The organism is Pseudomonas sp. GW821-FHT05H12 (assembly GCF_059419385.1).
The window spans coordinates 265,345-279,273 of the sequence record NZ_JBWKRS010000001.1 but is presented as its reverse complement, the minus strand read 5'-3'; the positions used below and the strand labels follow the sequence as shown (position 1 = coordinate 279,273).

At 60.1% G+C, this 13,929-nt stretch carries 16 protein-coding genes; 5 read left to right on the top strand and 11 right to left on the bottom strand.

From position 1 onward, the window contains the following. Window positions 1-77 precede the first annotated feature (77 nt). The 7 genes from dapA to AC07SU_RS01275 all read right to left on the bottom strand — a co-directional run bounded on the left by dapA (window position 78) and on the right by AC07SU_RS01275 (window position 6,332). Entirely contained in the window at window positions 78-941 is an 864-nt protein-coding gene (gene dapA, locus AC07SU_RS01305) for a 4-hydroxy-tetrahydrodipicolinate synthase (protein ID WP_494995947.1), read from the bottom strand. A gap of 285 nt (window positions 942-1,226) precedes the next feature. Then, the gene (locus AC07SU_RS01300; protein WP_494995946.1) at window positions 1,227-2,207 is read right to left on the bottom strand and encodes an alpha/beta hydrolase; all 981 of its coding nucleotides are present in this window, start codon (window positions 2,205-2,207) and stop codon (window positions 1,227-1,229) included. 6 nt (window positions 2,208-2,213) lie between these two features. Further along, window positions 2,214-3,605 carry a hypothetical protein gene (locus tag AC07SU_RS01295; protein WP_494995945.1) on the bottom strand — a complete coding sequence of 464 codons (1,392 nt, stop codon included), beginning with the start codon at window positions 3,603-3,605 and terminating at the stop codon, window positions 2,214-2,216. Window positions 3,606-3,766: 161 nt separating this feature from the next. Continuing rightward, on the bottom strand, window positions 3,767-4,249 hold the full coding sequence (locus AC07SU_RS01290) for a VOC family protein (RefSeq protein ID WP_494995944.1): 483 nt from the start codon (window positions 4,247-4,249) through the stop codon (window positions 3,767-3,769). 60 nt (window positions 4,250-4,309) lie between these two features. Continuing rightward, window positions 4,310-4,783, bottom strand: a complete 474-nt coding sequence (locus AC07SU_RS01285) for a hypothetical protein (protein ID WP_176995906.1) — start codon at window positions 4,781-4,783, stop codon at window positions 4,310-4,312. Between the two features lie 110 nt (window positions 4,784-4,893). Further along, entirely contained in the window at window positions 4,894-5,931 is a 1,038-nt protein-coding gene (locus AC07SU_RS01280) for a helix-turn-helix domain-containing protein (RefSeq protein ID WP_494995943.1), read from the bottom strand. A 14-nt stretch (window positions 5,932-5,945) separates the two neighbouring features. Beyond that, the gene (locus AC07SU_RS01275) at window positions 5,946-6,332 is read right to left on the bottom strand and encodes an ester cyclase (protein ID WP_494995942.1); all 387 of its coding nucleotides are present in this window, start codon (window positions 6,330-6,332) and stop codon (window positions 5,946-5,948) included. Window positions 6,333-6,422: 90 nt separating this feature from the next. On the opposite strand from AC07SU_RS01275, the gene AC07SU_RS01270 reads away from it, so the two are divergent. After that, complete coding sequence (locus AC07SU_RS01270) at window positions 6,423-6,965, top strand: AAA family ATPase (protein WP_494995941.1); 543 nt, start codon at window positions 6,423-6,425, stop codon at window positions 6,963-6,965. A 70-nt stretch (window positions 6,966-7,035) separates the two neighbouring features. Here AC07SU_RS01270 and AC07SU_RS01265 read toward each other — a convergent pair whose 3' ends face one another. Beyond that, window positions 7,036-7,551 carry a GNAT family N-acetyltransferase gene (locus AC07SU_RS01265; RefSeq protein WP_494995940.1) on the bottom strand — a complete coding sequence of 172 codons (516 nt, stop codon included), beginning with the start codon at window positions 7,549-7,551 and terminating at the stop codon, window positions 7,036-7,038. A 265-nt stretch (window positions 7,552-7,816) separates the two neighbouring features. On the opposite strand from AC07SU_RS01265, the gene AC07SU_RS01260 reads away from it, so the two are divergent. The 3 genes from AC07SU_RS01260 to AC07SU_RS01250 all read left to right on the top strand — a co-directional run bounded on the left by AC07SU_RS01260 (window position 7,817) and on the right by AC07SU_RS01250 (window position 10,464). Beyond that, entirely contained in the window at window positions 7,817-8,800 is a 984-nt protein-coding gene (locus AC07SU_RS01260) for a DUF1852 domain-containing protein (RefSeq protein ID WP_494995939.1), read from the top strand. A 27-nt stretch (window positions 8,801-8,827) separates the two neighbouring features. After that, entirely contained in the window at window positions 8,828-9,862 is a 1,035-nt protein-coding gene (locus AC07SU_RS01255) for a methionine synthase (protein WP_494995938.1), read from the top strand. Between the two features lie 95 nt (window positions 9,863-9,957). Beyond that, window positions 9,958-10,464: a flavin reductase family protein gene (locus AC07SU_RS01250; protein WP_494995937.1), complete on the top strand. Its 507-nt coding sequence runs from the start codon at window positions 9,958-9,960 to the stop codon at window positions 10,462-10,464. Here AC07SU_RS01250 and AC07SU_RS01245 read toward each other — a convergent pair. Both AC07SU_RS01245 and AC07SU_RS01240 read right to left on the bottom strand, forming a co-directional pair. Next, complete coding sequence (locus AC07SU_RS01245; RefSeq protein ID WP_494995936.1) at window positions 10,458-11,651, bottom strand: FAD-dependent monooxygenase; 1,194 nt, start codon at window positions 11,649-11,651, stop codon at window positions 10,458-10,460. The two genes, AC07SU_RS01250 and AC07SU_RS01245, sit on opposite strands and share 7 nt — an antisense overlap. Further along, complete coding sequence (locus AC07SU_RS01240) at window positions 11,651-12,163, bottom strand: MarR family winged helix-turn-helix transcriptional regulator (protein WP_494995935.1); 513 nt, start codon at window positions 12,161-12,163, stop codon at window positions 11,651-11,653. The genes AC07SU_RS01245 and AC07SU_RS01240 overlap by 1 nt, the downstream gene beginning before the upstream one ends. Window positions 12,164-12,320: 157 nt before the next feature. On the opposite strand from AC07SU_RS01240, the gene AC07SU_RS01235 reads away from it, so the two are divergent. Continuing rightward, window positions 12,321-13,013 carry an alpha/beta fold hydrolase gene (locus AC07SU_RS01235; protein WP_494995934.1) on the top strand — a complete coding sequence of 231 codons (693 nt, stop codon included), beginning with the start codon at window positions 12,321-12,323 and terminating at the stop codon, window positions 13,011-13,013. Between the two features lie 12 nt (window positions 13,014-13,025). Here AC07SU_RS01235 and AC07SU_RS01230 read toward each other — a convergent pair whose 3' ends face one another. Next, a complete protein-coding gene (locus tag AC07SU_RS01230) occupies window positions 13,026-13,646 on the bottom strand; it encodes a LysE family translocator (RefSeq protein ID WP_178920529.1) in 621 nt (206 codons plus the stop codon). Window positions 13,647-13,929 lie beyond the last annotated feature (283 nt).

Genomic DNA, 13,929 nt, shown 5'->3' with positions numbered 1-13,929 from the left:
GCCGGCGATGCAGGCGCCTCGGTATTTCTTCAGGTACACCGCGTGGAGGCCATCGCCGGCAAGCCAGCTCCTACAGGTTATGTGTTTGGGTTGAGGACCGTGTGCAACCGGGCTTTCACGGCATCGCTGGCGGGCTGCATCGGGGCGCGCAATTCGCTGCTGATCAACCCTTCCATGGCCAGCGCGGCCTTGACCGGTGCGGGGTTGGGCTCCATGAACATTGTGTTGATCAACGGCAACAACTGAAAAAACGTCGCCCGGGCCTCGGCCAGTTGGTTGTCCCGTACCTGCTGCCACAGCGCCACAAACTGCTCGGTGTGCACATGGGCCGAGGCGGCAATCGCGCCGCTGGCGCCCAGGCACAGGGCGTTGAAGATCTGGATGTCCTCGCCGCACAACACATCCACTTCGCCACTGGCCAACAGCGCCAGGGTGTTGCCCAGGTTGCCGCCACAATCCTTGATCGCGACGATGCGTTCATGGGCGACGATGTTCAGCAGTGTCGCCTGCTCAAAGGTCGCGCCGGTGCGGTAGGGGATGTCATACAGGATGATCGGCACGCTGGACGCGTCGGCCACGCTGCGAAAGAACGCTTCCAGGCCCGCCTGGGACGGGCGGATGTAGCTGGGTGCTGGTACCAGCAAACCGGCCACCGGGCGTTTGAGGATCTGTGCCTGGAATTGCAGCAGCTCAATCTGGTTGTAGCCCGCCAGGCCCATGACCACGCGGTGTGCCGGCACCAATTGCAGCACGGCATCGAGCACGGCCAGTTGTTCCTGGCGGCTCAGCGCAGCTGCTTCGCCGGTGGTGGTGCAGACCATGATCCCGGCCACGTGTTTTTCCAGCAGGTGGCTGACCAGCCGGCGCAAGCCGACAAAGTCGATGGCACCGTCATGGAACGGCGTGACCACGGGAACCCAGATACCTTGAAACGCTGACATGCACTTTCTCCTGATAATTGACCGCTTGAGTCACCGTCAGAAGGGCAGAGGGAATTGTGCAAAGGGGGAGGGAGTCCGTCGCGCTCAATGTCCTGTCAGCTCATCTGACGGGACAGCGCGCCCCGGTCACATGAGCGACTGTTTCTTCGATTTGAGGGCGTGCGCTACGCAACCTTGCGCCTTGGCAATCAAGCCAATGACGGAAAAGTTAACGAACGACGTAGCAGACATAAATTGTCACACCCTGGATAAGGCCCCCATCTTCAGGGGAGCCTGGCGACTGTGTCAAGCCCGCCGCAAGTGTTCTCGCACAAATTGCGCGACCTGCGCGGCCAGCTCCAAGTCCTCCGGCGCGCCCATGAAACCGCCATGGGGCATCGCTTCGAACACGTGCAATTGCGCAGGCACCTGGGCCTTGAGCAGGGCGCGGTGCATGCGCACGGTGTTGGACAGGAACAGGTCCCGCGTGCCGCTTTGCAGGAAGGTAGGCGGGAACCCTTTCGTAAAGTCACCAAACAACGGTGACAGGTACGGGTGGGTCAAATCCGCGCCATTGGCGTACAGCAGGTTGGCGCTCATCAATGGGTTGGGCAGCACCACATCGACCGTGCGGTTGACCTGGAAACTGTCACCCGACTCGGTGAGGTCCACTTCCGGCGACAACAGCACCAGCGCGGCCGGCAGTGGCAAGCCTTCGTCGCGAGCCCGCAGCACCATCGCCGCTGCGAGGTTGCCACCGGCAGAACGGCCGCCTATCACGATGTGCTGCGGCGCGTGCCGGGTGAGCACATGGCGATAGGTGGCCAGGCAATCATCCAGCGCAGCCGGGTAGGGATGATCCGGTGGCATGCGGTAGTCCACGCCGTAGCAGACCAGGTCGTGCAGGTCGGCCTGCCGGGCGGCGGCCAGGCGGCAGTTCTCACCGCCGCCGAACACCAGCGCGCCGCCATGCAGATCGATGTAGGCCAAGTCAGCCATGCCGGTGGCCGGCGTCGCTACGTGGACGGTGGCGCTGCCCACGGTGATCGTCGCCAGGCTGGCCCGCAGCGATGCTTCCTGGCCTGCGTTGGCGGCGGCGTAATGCTGGGCCACGGCACCTTGCAGGCGGCGCCAGCCGTCGTGGTCATCGGATGAGGGCATGGCGTGCAGCGCGTTCAGTGGCACGCCGTCCTCACCCACCAGGCGCTTGAGCAGCGCCTGAGCCTCGGGGCTGATCGAGTGGGGGACGGGTAAGGTCCGTGGGTCGATCTTGACGCCGTCATTCATGGTCACTTACTCGAAGGTGTCGATACGCGAATCGGAGTAGTAGAACGGGTTCTTGTCGGTACTCGACTCAAAGAAGTAGGCGTAGTCGGTCAGGAAGTACCAATGGCTGACGCGCTTGTACTCGTCATTGTCGTAGGTGCACGACAAGGCCTTTGCCGTGCCCAGCAGCTTCGGGTTGAGTTCGCTGGCCTGCAGCTCGCGTTCCACCACGCAGCGGGTGAGGTTGGGCTTGCCGTAGCTGCCGACGATGTTGTTGAGGGTGGCGCGGGTGAACTGGTAAATCACGGTTTCGCCCACCGGCAGGGTTTTCCAGTTACCGGTGAAGCTCAGTTGGGTCACGGTCGAGCTTTCGGCCATGCTGCCACCGCCGTAGTTGGATTTGGTCACCAGTTCAACCAGGTTGCGCCAGCTCACCGATTGCGACTCGTAGCCCTTGCCGCGGTTCGCCACGCTCAGTTGGCCGCTGGGCCCGTCCTGGCTGATGAAGTATTGGCTCGACAACTCACTGGTGGTGCCTTTGTAGGTCGAGGTGCCGACCATGTGCACGTATTTGAAACTGCGGGTGGGCTTGTCCAGGTTCAACTGGGTGATCGCTGCCAGCACTTGCGGCTGTACCGACGTGAGGGCAATAGTCACCGGGGCTTTCAGGCGCGGCTTGAAGGCCGGCAAGGCCGCGATTTTTTCCGGGTTGGTGCAGACGTTGTTGAACAGCAGTTCGTAGTCGGCGTTGCTGCCAGCGATCTTCTGGGGCGTCGGGAAACTGTCGACACGGCCATCGCTGACGCGATTGTCGGCATCCATGTCGTAGCCGGCCAGTTCCTTGTAGGCGCCGGCGGCGCACGACACGGCAAAGTGCTCGCGTTTTTGCGCGTAAGGCGCGTTGTAGGGCAAGTCGTTCAGCACGGACGGGTTGTCGAAGGCGGCCCAGAAACGGGTTTCGCCATTGACGTTCTTGATGCTGTTGGCGTCGATCAACACCCAGTTCTCGCGTTCGTTGGTCTGCACCAGGCGCCAGTCGGTTTTGGGGGTGTCGGCACAGGCACGCACGAACGTCGGGTTGGTCGCCAGGGTGGCGCGCAGGTCGGCAGACAGCTTGCGTGCACCGCTGTAGCGGCCGGCGGCGGTCGGGTAGACGCGCTGGGCGCCATCGAGGTACAGCAAATACAACTGGGGTGAGGAACACGCTGCCTCGAACTGCATGGTGCGGCGTACTCCAGCGGTGGACTCCGGCATCAGCAATTCAAAGCTGAGGTTGTCGCCTTCGCGCACGATGCTGTTTTCTACCAGCGGCTGGGTCAGCGTGCTGGCGAACATGCGGTCAACCGTGGATTTTTGGGTGGCACAACCGGCCAGTGTGGCGATGCCACCGAGCAACAACAGGGAAGAAATAACGCGCACAGAAGCCTCATTGAGTCCATTCAGGGATGTAAGGATGACGGCAGGCAGCCCGTAATCTTTAGGCGGCAAGCCTAACGGCCACGGGTTTATCTGAATAGCCGGTTCGAAGCCGCAGCCAGCTATGCCTGGGACGCAATGGCTGCGCTGGGGGCGGCCAAGCCCTAACGACCGGCCACCGCCGCTTCAATCGCGGCAATGTCGATCTTGGTCATGGTCATCATCGCGTCGAAGGCACGCTTGGCGATCGCCGGGTCGGCGTGAGTGACCGCAGCGGTCAACACCCGTGGGCTGATCTGCCATGACAGGCCCCATTTGTCCTTGCACCAGCCGCAGGCGCTGGTCTGCCCGCCATTGTCGACGATGGCGTTCCACAGACGGTCGGTCTCGGCCTGATCGTCGGTGGCCACCTGGAACGAAAACGCCTCGCTATGGGAAAACGCCGGGCCGCCGTTGAGGCCCAGGCAGGGAATGCCCATCACGCTGAATTCGACGGTCAGCACGTCGCCCTGTTTGCCCGACGGAAAGTCACCGGGGGCATGGTGCACGGCGTGCACGGCGCTGTCCGGGAAGGTCTTGGCGTAGAAGGTGGCGGCTTCGAGGGCGGTGCCGTTGTACCAGAGGCACAGGGTGTTTTTGTGGTTCATTGTCTGGCTCCATGGGCGGATGGGTCCATGGAGTCTAGACAATGGCTGTGCTTGCGGGCGCTACATGATGGTGTAGTCCCTGACCACGCCATTGTTGAGGTGGATATTGAGACGACGGTTCTGTTGCTCGGGGGCGATGTTGTCAATGGCGGTGCGCCGCGTGTCTATCGCGTTGTCGTAGGTGTTACCGGGGATATGGTTGGACACCAGCCCGAGCAAGTGCCGCATGGAAGCGTTGGCGGTGGTGGAAGGCGAGTAGTCCCAGGTTTCGGTGCCGTCGGATGCAATCGACTGGTTCTGCGGTTCGCCGTACATCGCTTTGAGCTGTTGGGCGGTGGTCTTGCCGGACACGATATGGGTCCGCACGTAGGTGGTGTCGAACAACGAAATGTCCGGCCCTGACTTGCCCTGGATACCGGGTATGGACAGGCCGTTGAGGCTGCTGAGGCCGTTGTTGCCGCCGGCACAGCCTGACAGCAAAACCGCGGCGACCAGTGGGGTGATGGCGTTACGAATGAGTGCACGACGGGCCATGATTTCCTCCGTTGATTCAGGGCTCTGAAACTGAGGCCAATCATAAAACGGCGAAAAAAACGCGGAAAAAATCTTCCTGTCCCAGCGTCTCAATTACTTGCCTGGCTGTCTCACGCGGGTGTCATCTGGCCCAGGATGGATCGCAGCGAAAAGCCATCATGGCGGCTCACCTGGCCCTGTTTGAGGTGCACGCCCGCCACGTCCCGGGCCTCTCGGGGGGAATAGCCGAAAGCCTGTTTGAACGCACGACTGAAGTGCGCATCGCTCTTGAACCCAAATTGGAACGCCAGGCCGGAGACCCGATGCCGCGCGCCGCTGTCGCTTTGGATCATCACCCGTGCCCGGTTCAACCGACGCTTCTGGATATACGCCGCCACACCGGCTTCCTGGCTGAACAAGCGGTACAGGTGCGCTCGCGAAATGCCCAACTGCTGGCACAGGAAGGCGGGTGACAACTCGGGGTTGCGCAGGTGCTGTTCAATCTGGCGACGGGCACGGTTGAGCAGGGTGTGGTCGATCTCCTGTGCGGCCATGTGCAGGTTCGCCAGCGACGGTGCGATGGCAGCCGAGACCAAGCCCAGGGTGGCCTGTTGCGCGTGGGGGATTTCCCCTGGCACCAGGCGTGGCAGGCGATGTTGCAAGGCGCGCATGTGGTCGGCCAGCAGTTCGCTCAAGCCGCCTTGCAACACCTGCCCGTGCAGGTCTTTATGGCCCAGGCTCTGCGCCAGCAGGTCGCGGGGGATGGTAAGAATCACCGTGTCGCCGGCGGTGATCAGGCAGTCCAGTTCGCGGGCCAGGTCGAGGATGTAAATCTGCGAATTGCCGGCGGCCAGGGACGTGCGGCCCGCCGTGCCGTTGATCGAGTGAGACAAGCCCAGGCACAGGTAGTAATGGTCGAGATGGTCACGGCGGATCATCTGGGCCGAGCGCTTGACCCGGTAGGGGACCGGGGCGCCGGTGCCATCCCAGGCACCGCAGCCCATCAGCAATGCGCCCAGGTAGCCGGTGGCCAGGCGGTAATTGAAGGCCGTGGAGTCCGGCTCGCTGATGGTGATGTCGAAGATCGCGTTCACTTCCTCCCGCCACACCTCGAAGCGTTGGCGTGGCGGGTAGGGTTGGGTGGTAAAGGTGAACAGCGGGTTCTCCATGGCTGGCGCCTCCATCAAAGCTGTTGTGCTATCGCCGCCTTATCGATCACGGACCAGACGTGCGCGAATTTCCCATCGATGACTTCGTAGAATACGTTTTCATCGAAGGTCACTGTCTTGCCGTTGATCGGCAGGTCGAAAAATTCACCCCTGGGGCTGACCTTGAAATTCAACCGGCTGGCCACCGTGGGCGGGTCGGCCACCAGCAATTGAATGCGAAACACCAGGTCGGGTATCTCGCGAAAATCCCGTTCGAGCATGGCGCGGTAGCCCTCAAGGCCGACGGTGGTGCCGTTGTAGCTCACTTGTGGGTGCACAAAATCGCCCAGGTGCGCCCAGTCCTGGCGGTTGAGGCATTCGATGTAGCCTTGGTAAAGGGCGGCGAGTTGATCGCGGGTCATGGGGCGCTCCACTGAGGTTTAAAAGCGTTCGTCCAGGATGGTCGACTTTTCTTGTAGCATCCAATGTCGTTTTACATTCCTGGAGTGCACATGCGGATCTACATCACAGGCGCTTCCTGCTCGGGCGTGACGACGTTGGGGCGCACCCTCGCGACGTTGCTCAGCTTGCGACAAGTCGATGTCGATGACTTTTACTGGATGCCCACGGACCCGCCCTATACCACGAAACGTGCGCCTGAAGATCGCGTGAGCTTGATTCAACAATCACGCGGGGACGATGACTGGGTGCTGACGGGCTCGTGCAACCTGTGGGGCGACGCGTTGATCGCCGAGGCCGATCTGATCGTGTTTGTGGACACGCCAACCTCGGTGCGCCTCGAGCGGCTGGCTGCGCGTGAGCAGGCACGTTTTGGGGCGCGCATCGCACCCGGTGGCGACATGCACGAGATACACGTAGCCTTTCGCGAATGGGCTTCGCAGTATGACGATCCCCACTTTTCCGGACGCAACAGAGCGCGGCACGAAGCGTGGATTACAGAACAGACCGTGCCTGTCCTGCGAATTGACGGGGAGGGCACTGTTGAAGGGATGGCGGCGCAGGTGGTGCATGCTGTGGAGCGTCGGGTTCTGTAGTGAGCGAGCTTGCTCGCGCCGGGCGCGCCCCCATCCCAAACCTCGCAATCCTGACGCGAACAAGGTCAAGTTATGTGCGCAAGAGCAACCCATACCTCACTTCCGCAAGGGTTATACCGCCCCTTATCAGGTTACGCTCGCTACCCGGTTCCTCAACGCATCCAACGCTGCGATAGAACCGAATAGCCCGTTCATTCAGCGCCAACACCCACAGCGTTAATCGCGTAAAACCTTGCTGCCGTAACTGCTGCACGCCGACGTTCCATAGCGCCCGCCCGACACCCGTTTCCCAGTACCCGGCCAGGACATAGATGGCCATGACTTCACCCGTATTGACCTCGGCGTCGTCATCGCGACTGACTCCGACGGATACCCAGCCAACCACCTGCTGGTCCCGCTCCGCCACCCATACGCCGGATTCGTCCGATTCAATCGAACGGGCCCAGAACGATTCACGCCGAGCCAGGGTGGTATCCAGCGCGCTCAGGTAGTCGGCCGGCATCAGGTCACGGTAGGCCTCTTGCCAACTGCGGATATGCACCTGGGCAATGGCGTTTGCATCAGAAGGTAGTGCCCTACGAATCATTGAAATGCTCCTTGCCTGGCTGCTGTGAGTCCGTGCTGTTGCCCTTCAAGCATGGGCGCAAATCATGACAGTTGAAGGCTTGAGCGCAATCGTACACACCATGAGGAGCGCTAAAGATTCAGTGAAATCAATTCATTATCTATGGAGCAAGGGCTCGACCTAAAATAGCCTCAATGATTGAGACTATTAATATTGCTGAGCAACACCAGAAGCTATCAGTCGATACATTCAGGTGTTGCTTCGGGTGTATGGGTGTGAAATTAAAATGAGTACAGACTTTACATTTGCTATCAAGCGCATTCAGTTTGACGAGCATTATCACCCTTCCGAAAATACCCGCATTACCACCAACTTTGCCAATCTGGCGCGTGGGAAGAGTCGCCAGGAAAACCTGCGTAATACCCTGCGGATGATTGATAACCGCTTCAATGCCCTGGCGCATTGGGATAATCCAAAGGGTGATCGTTACGCGGTCGAACTTGAAATTATCTCCGTTGAAATGGACGTAAACTCCGGCAGCACCGGCAACGCCATTCCGCTGATTGAAATATTGAAAACCAATATTGTGGATCGCAAAACGGACGAGCGTATCGAAGGAATTGTAGGAAACAACTTCTCATCTTACGTACGCGATTACGACTTCAGCGTGCTATTGCTGGGGCATAATAAGAATCGTGCAGGTTTCAGCACCCCCGATAATTTTGGCGACCTGCACGCCAAGCTGTTCAAGCACTTCGTGAACTCAAGTGCCTACAAGGCCAACTTTAACAAGCTGCCTGTCATTTGCCTGAGCGTTTCAAGCAGCAAGACCTACCACCGGACAGAAAACCAGCACCCCGTGCTGGGTGTGGAATACCAGCAGGATGAGTATTCGTTGACAGACGCGTACTTCCAGAAAATGGGCTTGAAGGTTCGCTATTTCATGCCGCCCAACAGTGTTGCGCCGTTGGCGTTCTACTTCTCGGGTGACTTGCTGGGGGATTACACGAACCTCGAGCTGATCAGCACCATCAGCACTATGGACACCTTCCAGAAGATTTATCGCCCCGAGATTTACAACGCGAATTCGGCCGCCGGTAAATCCTATCAGCCAAGCTTGAGCCATCAGGATTACTCGCTGACACTGATTGTTTACGACCGAGAAGAACGCAGCCGCCTGGCGATTGAGCAGGGTAAGTTTGTTGAGGAAAACTTCATCAAACCCTACCAGGCTGTGCTTGAGCAGTGGTCCGCTAACTGCGCGCTTTGATTAATTAAACGTACAAGGTTGTTCATGATGAAAAAGTTGTTACCTACTTCAACCGCTGGCAGCTTGCCTAAACCGTCCTGGCTGGCAGAACCCGAGAAACTCTGGTCGCCCTGGAAGTTGCAAGATGATGAGTTGGTTGAAGGCAAACACGATGCCCTGCGTTTGGCGCTGCAAGAGCAACAGCAGGCGGGCATTGATATCGTCAGTGACGGTGAACAAACTCGCCAGCACTTTGTGACGACGTTTATTGAACACCTCAGTGGCGTGGATTTCGAGAAACGCGAGGTCGTCAGGATTCGTGATCGTTACGACGCGAGCGTTCCGACCGTGGTCGGCGCCGTTGCACGTCAAAAGCCGGTGTTTGTTGAAGATGCCAGGTTCTTGCGCCAGCAAACAGACCAGCCGATCAAATGGGCACTGCCTGGCCCGATGACCATGATCGACACGCTGTACGACAACCACTACAAGAGCCGTGAAAAACTGGCGTGGGAATTTGCCAAGATCCTCAACCAGGAAGCCCTGGAATTGGAAGCGGCCGGTGTCGACATCATCCAGTTTGATGAGCCCGCGTTTAACGTGTTCTTTGATGAGGTAAACGATTGGGGCGTTGCCACGTTGGAGCGTGCAATCGAAGGCCTCAAATGCGAAACCGCCGTGCATATCTGCTACGGCTACGGCATCAAGGCCAACACCGATTGGAAGAAAACGCTGGGGTCGGAATGGCGCCAATATGAAGAGGCGTTCCCCAAGCTGCAAAAATCCAGCATCGATATCATTTCGCTTGAATGCCACAACTCCCATGTACCCATGGAGTTGATCGAGCTGATTCGCGGCAAGAAAGTGATGGTCGGTGCCATTGATGTGGCCAACCATGCCATTGAAACACCTGAGGAAGTCGCCAATACCCTGCGCAAAGCGCTGCAGTTTGTGGACGCCGACAAGCTTTACCCGTGCACGAACTGCGGCATGGCCCCTCTGCCTCGTCATGTGGCAAGAGGCAAGCTGAATGCCCTGAGCGCCGGTGCAGAAATCGTTCGCAGAGAGCTGTTGAACCAAGGCTGAGCGAACGCCGGAGGAGGGCGGTGGAGTTAACCCTCACCCGCCTTCTTCCGGCCTCACTTTGCCCGTTCGACGCCACCGACTATTCAAGGCTTTCTATGTCACGTCTCCCTACGGCTATCGAGCCACTGCACTTTCGCGAAGCGCTTGGGCACTACGCCTCCGGTATCACGGTGATTACCTCCCACCTTGATGACGAACCGATTGGCTTTACCTGCCAGTCGTTCTACAGCGTGTCGATGAGCCCGCCGCTGGTGTCATTCAGCGTCATGTCCAGTTCGGCGAGCTACCCCAGGATTCGCGAGGCCGGTCGTTTCGCAGTCAACATCCTGTCGGGCGAGCAGGTGGGTATTTCCAATCAGTTCGCTCGGCGAGGCACGGACAAATGGCACGACGTGGACTGGCACACGTCGCCGCTGGGCAATCCGATCATCGCCGGCAGCCTGCACTGGCTCGATTGTGAAATTCACGCTGAACACGCTGCAGGTGATCACCTGATTGTGATTGGTGAAGTTAAAGCGTTGAACCTGCAAGCGCCTGGGGCGCAGCCGTTGCTGTACTTCAAGGGGCAGTATCGGAATATCGCTGCCAATGTCGGTCATTGATCGTCATAAATCGGCAGCTCTATCGCGTCCGCTTTCGGCGAAAGGATTTTACCGAACAGGGTTCTTAACCCTGGCGCGGTAGCCATCCTCAACACCGCGTGGCCCAGTGCGATACCGGCGCGTGAGTGCGGCGATGCCAACCTGGGCGCCCATTTGGGCACGCTTTGCGCCTGGGCAACGTAAGGGCGCATCAGGTTTTCATACGCCGCAAATGCTTGAGTGTGATCCGTGTGGCGCCCCAATTCCCCGGCCAGCACATAGGCCCCGCACAGCCCCAGGCTGGTGCCCATGCCACTGATGGGCGATGCGCAATACGCCGCGTCACCCACCAGCGCGATACGGCCTTTGGACCAACGCGCCATCTTCACTTGGCCCACTGCATCCAGATACAGGTCAGTCGCCCTCTCCAGGGCTGCGAGTACCCGTGGTGCCTCCCAGCCGGCGTCGGCAAACACGTGCTTGAGCAGGGTGATCTGCTCGGCCCGGGGCAGTTTTTCGTAGCCGCTCGGTGCTTGTTGAAACGATAGAAACGCCCGTGTAGTACCCAGGTTGTCAGGACGCAGGCAGATGGAACGCCCCCCGGGGAAGTTGCACCAGCGCATCACGTCACTGTCGCTCGTCTGTCGAGGCACGGTGAAGTAGGCCGTGTAGAGATCCAGCGGGCGCCGCTCGACTTCGCTGCCAAACACCTGACTGCGTGTGGTGGAGCCGATCCCCTCGGCCACGATCACCAAGTCGTAGACCTGCTCGCCACCCTGTTCGAAGCGCACGTGCACCCTGTCGCCATGGTCTTCGAGGGCTTCAATGCTGTCGCCGAAGCGGTAGGTCACACGGTTTTGGCTGTGCCCGATCAACAGCTTGGCGAGTTCGCCCCTGAGGATTTCCAACTCAGCGATGGGCCCGTCACCGTCGAAGGCATTGACGCCAATGAATGCTTTGGTTCGGTTGTGCACGTCGACGAAGGCGATCCCTTGCTCATGGGTGGTATTGGCCTGAATCAATCCCTCCAACCCCATGCGTTGCACCACCACACGGCCTGCACCGCGCACGTCGATAGTTTGTCCGCCGTCGCGAAAGGTGCGGGCGCGCTCCACCACGGTCACGTCCATACCTTGTCGGGACAACCAATACGCCAGCGCCGGCCCGGCAATGCTGGCGCCCGTCACCAGGATTTTTTGTGGTTTCATCAGGCGTCCTGACCTTCGTGAGAGGAGGGCGCATTGCCCGGCAGTGTGGTGCGGTAGACCTCGATCACCTGCCCGAGAAAGGCCTCGATCACCCTGCGGTCGTCGCCCTCGAGTGCGCCGAGCACGCTGCTGAGCCCGTTGAGCATCGGCGCGATGTGCCGATACGCCTGGGCCACCGACTCAGGCACCGGGCGCACCAGCACCCGGCGCTTGTCATCGAGCTGACGCTCGCGCACCACATGCCCGGCGCGTTCCAGTCGGTCGATGACCTGGGTGATGCCTGCGGTGGTGACCGAGAGGCGCGTGGCAAGCTCGGTGGGGGGGAGCGGCCCGTCGGTGATCAGGTGTTCCAACACGGCCACGTCGGTCTGGTTGATACCCAGGGCGGTGCCCAGATGACTGGCGGACTTGCGCGTGAGGATGGCGATCTGTTGCAGCTGCTGGCCGACGGTATCGCTGGCGATTTGCAGGCGGCGTGGGTCTTCGGGGGGTCGGTTTTTGGGTGACTTCATGGGCAGAGGCAGTCCACGGTTCATGGGCGAGGCGTTGTGAGGAGGAAGAAACTAGCATATAGCTAACTTGCTTAGCTAGTTTTAAAGGCGGGCGGTGACGCTGCCACCTGATCGGGCATAATCGCGGTCTGCCTGCCCACCGGGAATCCTGCACCCCATGCAACCGCTCGAATTCACCGTTGCCTTCGAAAACTACACGCTGCACGCCGATACCCTGACAGGCGAACGCAACCCTCACCTGTTTTGCATCCACGGCGGCGGCGCGCGTTGCCGCTCGGTATTCGCCGAGGTGCGACACACGCTGCACGGGCAGGGCATTGGCTCTACGGCCCTGGACTGCATCGGCCATGGACAAACCGGTGGTGTGTTCGCCGACTCATCCCTTCACCGGCGTGACCAGCAGGCGCTGTCGGTAGTTCGACACAGTGGGGTGCAGCCCAGCGCCTTGATCGGCATCAGCATGGGCGCCTATAACGCGGTGCGGTTGAGCGAAACCCTGGGCGCCCAGACGTTGATTCTGGTGGTGCCGGGCATCTACACCCCCGAGGCTTACACGGTGCCGTTTGGCCCTTCGTTTTCGGCAATCATCCGCCAGCACCGCAGCTGGGCCGATAGCGATGCGTGGGACATTCTCAGCCGGTTCAAGGGCCGGCTGCTGGTGATCGCCGGGGAGCAGGATGACGTCATCCCGCTGGAAATCCCCGAGCGGCTGTTGGGGGCAGCGACCCACGCCCAGGACAAGGAGTTGCTGGTCATTCCCGACGCGGGCCATAACGGGCTGATGCCCCTCATTCAGCAGCAGCCGCAATGGCTCGCAGCAATCACCACGCGTGTGGCGTCAAGCGCCTGAGTGCCTGCGGGTTCAGGCCCTGCGCGCCATCAACAACACTGTCGCCGCCGCCGACAACAACCCCGCGCAGCAACGATTGAAAATCCGCTTGCCACGGGGCTCGGCAAACCAGCGACGCATGTGCAGGCCCATGTAGGCGTAGGCGCTGATGGCAATCCATTCCAGTGCCAGGAACATCGCACCCAACAGGGCGAATTGCGGGGTGATCGGCTGGCCCGGCACCACGAATTGCGGGAGAAATGCAGTGAAGATCAGGATGGCCTTGGGGTTGCCCGCTGCCACCAGAAACTCCTGACGCGCCAACGCCCACAATCCCACCTTGGCCGTAGCGGATTCCGCCTCTGCCTGGGGATTGGCGCGCCATAGCTGAAAGGCCAAATAAAACAGATACGCCGCCCCCAGAATCTTGATCCCGTAGAACAACAGCTCCGAGGTTTGCAGCACCACCGCCAAACCCGCAGAAGCCAGCGCGATCATGCCGGCGAAGGCCAGCAGACGGCCGATACCCGCCAGGCACGAAGTGCGGTAGCCGTAGCGAGTGGAGTTGCTCACGGACAGCAGGTTGTTCGGGCCGGGCGCCATGTTCAGGGCGAAGCAGGCGGGGAGGAAGAGGGAGAGGGTGGCGAGGTCCATGGCGGCTCCGTGTGCGCGGGGGACGGGGAGCGTTGAGGATAAGGGGGGTGGGGCGCTTGGACAATGGGGGCAGTGGAGCGCTTTTATTGCGGCTCCAGTTCTGACCATAAATCACTGCGCCCAATGCCGTTCATGAACGTTCCGTAGTCTTCAAATTGACCGACATTCACCTCCTCTTCACTAAACCACGTCGCTTCACATTCGTTGCATACCCACAACAAGATCTGTGCGGCGTGGACACGCATTGCCAGGACGCAACCTTGACTACATCTTTTGCACTCAA

What these genes read in the sequence shown, in the direction of transcription:
- AC07SU_RS01285 (WP_176995906.1), bottom strand. Translation starts at nt 4,783, where the DNA reads ATGGCCCGTCGTGCACTCATTCGTAACGCCATCACCCCACTGGTCGCC.
- AC07SU_RS01250 (WP_494995937.1), top strand. Translation starts at nt 9,958, where the DNA reads ATGTCACGTCTCCCTACGGCTATCGAGCCACTGCACTTTCGCGAAGCG.
- AC07SU_RS01300 (WP_494995946.1), bottom strand. Translation starts at nt 2,207, where the DNA reads ATGAATGACGGCGTCAAGATCGACCCACGGACCTTACCCGTCCCCCAC.
- AC07SU_RS01255 (WP_494995938.1), top strand. Translation starts at nt 8,828, where the DNA reads ATGAAAAAGTTGTTACCTACTTCAACCGCTGGCAGCTTGCCTAAACCG.
- AC07SU_RS01240 (WP_494995935.1), bottom strand. Translation starts at nt 12,163, where the DNA reads ATGAAGTCACCCAAAAACCGACCCCCCGAAGACCCACGCCGCCTGCAA.
- AC07SU_RS01290 (WP_494995944.1), bottom strand. Translation starts at nt 4,249, where the DNA reads ATGAACCACAAAAACACCCTGTGCCTCTGGTACAACGGCACCGCCCTC.
- AC07SU_RS01230 (WP_178920529.1), bottom strand. Translation starts at nt 13,646, where the DNA reads ATGGACCTCGCCACCCTCTCCCTCTTCCTCCCCGCCTGCTTCGCCCTG.
- AC07SU_RS01270 (WP_494995941.1), top strand. Translation starts at nt 6,423, where the DNA reads ATGCGGATCTACATCACAGGCGCTTCCTGCTCGGGCGTGACGACGTTG.
- AC07SU_RS01280 (WP_494995943.1), bottom strand. Translation starts at nt 5,931, where the DNA reads ATGGAGAACCCGCTGTTCACCTTTACCACCCAACCCTACCCGCCACGC.
- dapA (WP_494995947.1), bottom strand. Translation starts at nt 941, where the DNA reads ATGTCAGCGTTTCAAGGTATCTGGGTTCCCGTGGTCACGCCGTTCCAT.
- AC07SU_RS01245 (WP_494995936.1), bottom strand. Translation starts at nt 11,651, where the DNA reads ATGAAACCACAAAAAATCCTGGTGACGGGCGCCAGCATTGCCGGGCCG.
- AC07SU_RS01275 (WP_494995942.1), bottom strand. Translation starts at nt 6,332, where the DNA reads ATGACCCGCGATCAACTCGCCGCCCTTTACCAAGGCTACATCGAATGC.
- AC07SU_RS01265 (WP_494995940.1), bottom strand. Translation starts at nt 7,551, where the DNA reads ATGATTCGTAGGGCACTACCTTCTGATGCAAACGCCATTGCCCAGGTG.
- AC07SU_RS01235 (WP_494995934.1), top strand. Translation starts at nt 12,321, where the DNA reads ATGCAACCGCTCGAATTCACCGTTGCCTTCGAAAACTACACGCTGCAC.
- AC07SU_RS01260 (WP_494995939.1), top strand. Translation starts at nt 7,817, where the DNA reads ATGAGTACAGACTTTACATTTGCTATCAAGCGCATTCAGTTTGACGAG.